Below are 263 nucleotides of genomic sequence, written 5' to 3' on the forward strand. Positions count from 1 at the left end.
GCGGGACATTCGTTCCACCAAGAAGTACCGATATCGCTGAACCCGACGTATTATTTGCAAATGCATACGTCGCCGTGATACTTGTACCTGTTATTCCCGTTGGGCCGGTTGAACCTGTTGAACCCGTCGCTCCGGTTACTCCCGTCGCTCCCGTTGGACCTGTTGCTCCCGTTATTCCTGTCGCTCCCGTTGGACCTGTTGCTCCCGTTACTCCTGTCGCTCCCGTTACTCCTGTCGCTCCCGTTGGACCCGTTGCTCCCGTT

1 pseudogene is annotated in these 263 nt (G+C 56.7%); it reads right to left on the bottom strand.

Annotation, left to right across the window (positions count from 1 at the left end):
* Positions 1-263, bottom strand: a pseudogene (locus MR083_RS27260) (collagen-like protein); the annotation flags it as partial.

The organism is Bacillus cereus group sp. BfR-BA-01408 (genome assembly GCF_022663305.1).
Classification (GTDB): domain Bacteria; phylum Bacillota; class Bacilli; order Bacillales; family Bacillaceae_G; genus Bacillus_A; species Bacillus_A pacificus.